This is a genomic window from Arthrobacter sp. AK01 (genome assembly GCF_021109375.1).
GTDB lineage: Bacteria > Actinomycetota > Actinomycetes > Actinomycetales > Micrococcaceae > Arthrobacter.
On sequence record NZ_JAJOHP010000135.1, the window covers coordinates 1 to 2,727 of the forward strand.

A 2,727-nucleotide genomic window follows, 5' to 3' on the forward strand; every position below is an offset into this window, starting at 1 on the left:
CTCTCTTTTTCTTTTTCTGCCGTAGTCTCCCCCAATTCATATCCTTGTGCCCTATGTCTCCCACCCCGCCCGCCCCCCCCCCCCCCGCACCTCACCCAAAAACCCCGCCACATCCCCCGCCACCCGCTCCGGGCACTCCCACAGCACCAAGTGCCCGGTCTCCTCGTAGACCTTGAGCCGGGACCCCGGGATGCGCCGCACCAGGGTCTCTTCATGGTTCCGCGGCACCAGATGGTCGTGGGCACCCCAGAGAACCAAAGTGGGGGCTGAAATGGTCCCGGCTTCCGTGGGTGGAACGGCTTCGTAATAGCCTCGCAGCGACGATTTCCAAACGGCAGCCGGCATGGCCATGCCGTCCTGCACGCGGTCCTCGATATAAGAGGCGGGAACCATATGCAGCAGCCGGTACCAGGACAACGACCCGCGCACCCACTCCTCTGAAATCGGGTCAGTGAGGGAATCCACTTCGGCGGCGAACGCCGGCTTCCCACGGAGACTCAAAGGCGCACCCACCAGAATCAGAGATGCCACCAGATCGGGTCGTGTCACCGCCAGTTGCTGCGCCACATATCCCCCGCTGGATGAACCCAGCACGTGCGCACGGACAAGACCCAGGACATCAAACAAGGCCACGACGTCTTCGGCTACCTCCACCAGCGAATAACCGCCCGAAGGTTTGTCAGCAAGACCGTGCCCACGCAGATCCGGTGCCACCACAACCACATCCGGAAGTGCGGCAATCAGCCGCTCAAAACTCCGCCAGGATTCACCCCAGGCGTGCAACAGGACCAACGGCGCGCCGCCGTCGTCGAGCGTTTGCTCAAGGTGACCTTGGACAAAGCAGGGAACGCTGATGCCGGTTCGCAGGGCGACAGTCCTGACCTCGGACTCCATGGACCCAGAGTACGCCCGCCACGCCGGAGTCACGAGGTGACAAGGTTCCTGACGGAACCCATCCCGCCTGTAGCATCCCATGATGTATGCGCTGCTCAGAGCGCTCTAATCGAATATGGGGAACCCAGATGCCCAAGGCTCTTTCGTGGTTGGCGATCCTATCGCTGACCGCGTCGGCGGCTGTCTTTTTGCCGCAAACCGCGACTGCTTCGGACAAAGCAAGCGTCGCTGCCCTTCTCTCATCCTTGACCGTCGCCGCTGAATCAAACACCGGCTACAACCGCGACCTGTTCCAGCATTGGGTGGACGCCGACAGCGACAGCTGCGACACCCGGTCCGAAGTCCTTCAACAGGAATCGCTGACACCCGTGACGTTCAGCTCCGGCTGCACAGTGGCCACAGGTAAGTGGACGTCCTGGTACGACGGCGGGACGTGGACAAACGCGTCCGACGTCGACATTGACCACTTGGTCCCCCTCGCCGAAGCATGGGGTTCCGGCGCAAGCGCCTGGACAGCCGAACAGCGCCGCGACTACGCCAACGACCTCACCTTGGACGTGGCCCTCGAAGCTGTGACCGACAACGTGAACCAGTCCAAGAGCGACCGCGACCCGGCCGAATGGATGCCGCCGCTGGCAGGAACCGCCTGCCGGTACGCAACGGACTGGATACTGGTGAAATACCGTTGGCAGCTGGCCATCGACCAAGCCGAGTCGGCGGCCATCTCGTCGGCCATCCAGGGCTCCTGTGCAACCACGCAGGTCGCTGTTCCGACGATCGCCGTGGACGCTCCTCCCACAGAACCGATCACGTTCAGCGACGTCAACAGCTCTACGCAGTTCAACGCAGAGATCTCCTGGCTCGCATCGCAAGGAATCTCCACGGGCTGGGTGGAAGCGAACGGGACGCGCACCTACCGTCCGCTCAGCCCCGTAAACCGTGACGCCATGGCAGCGTTCCTCTACCGCCTGGCCGGCAAACCTGCGTTCACACCGCCGGCGACGTCGCCGTTTACTGACGTGACGCCGTCGAGCCAGTTCTACAAGGAAATCACCTGGCTGGCCACGAGTGGCATCTCAACGGGTTGGACCGAAGCGAACGGTTCCAAGACCTTCCGCCCGCTCACACCCGTCAACCGTGACGCCATGGCAGCCTTCCTGTACCGCTTCGGCGGCAACCCGGACTTCGCCGAGCCCGGCACTTCCCCGTTCGAGGACGTCCCGGTGGGAACCCAGTTCTACAAGCAGATCACCTGGCTTGCAGCGCAGGGCATCTCCACCGGTTGGGACATCGGCTACGGCTGCCGCGCGTACAACCCGCTCCAGCCCGTGGCACGTGACGCCATGGCAGCGTTCATGTACCGCTTCGTCAATGGCGGCACCGGAGGAATCACAGGCAACACGTGCTCTCCTCCCCCGCCGCCCGTGACGCCGACGCCGCAGCCACCTGTGACGCCGCCGGTTACGCCCCAGCCGCCGGCGAATCCGGGCAACAGCAAGAACTGCACGGACTTTGCCACATGGCGCCAGGCCCAGGACTGGTTCGACTACTACTTCCCGTGGTACGGCGATGTAGCCGGTCTTGACAGCGACGGCGACCGCATCGCCTGCGAGAGCCGCCCCGGTCACCCCTAGCGGAAAGCACGACGGGGGGGGCCGCCCGGGGGGGGGGGGGGGGGGCGGGGGGGGGGGGGGGGCCCCCCCCAATTGCTGGGGCCTGACACTAGAAAAATGTATCGGCACCCGGTCAATAACCAGCTACCACCATTAGAGTTGACGTGCCCCGCCTCACCCCCCATCAGGCGGGACACTTTCGTTTCCAGCTGTTCTCAGA

The 2,727-nt window shown here is 64.0% G+C and carries 2 protein-coding genes; one reads left to right on the plus strand and one right to left on the minus strand.

The features are described 5' to 3' along the window. Positions 1–51: 51 nt before the first annotated feature. On the minus strand, positions 52–894 hold the full coding sequence (locus LN996_RS23370) for an alpha/beta fold hydrolase (protein WP_231343480.1): 843 nt from the start codon (positions 892–894) through the stop codon (positions 52–54). Positions 895–1,022: 128 nt separating this feature from the next. Between LN996_RS23370 and LN996_RS23375 the strand changes: the two genes are divergently transcribed. Then, a complete protein-coding gene (locus LN996_RS23375; protein ID WP_231343481.1) occupies positions 1,023–2,528 on the plus strand; it encodes an S-layer homology domain-containing protein in 1,506 nt (501 codons plus the stop codon). Positions 2,529–2,727: the final 199 nt, after the last annotated feature.

What these genes read in the sequence shown, in the direction of transcription:
- LN996_RS23370 (WP_231343480.1), bottom strand. Translation starts at nt 894, where the DNA reads ATGGAGTCCGAGGTCAGGACTGTCGCCCTGCGAACCGGCATCAGCGTT.
- LN996_RS23375 (WP_231343481.1), top strand. Translation starts at nt 1,023, where the DNA reads ATGCCCAAGGCTCTTTCGTGGTTGGCGATCCTATCGCTGACCGCGTCG.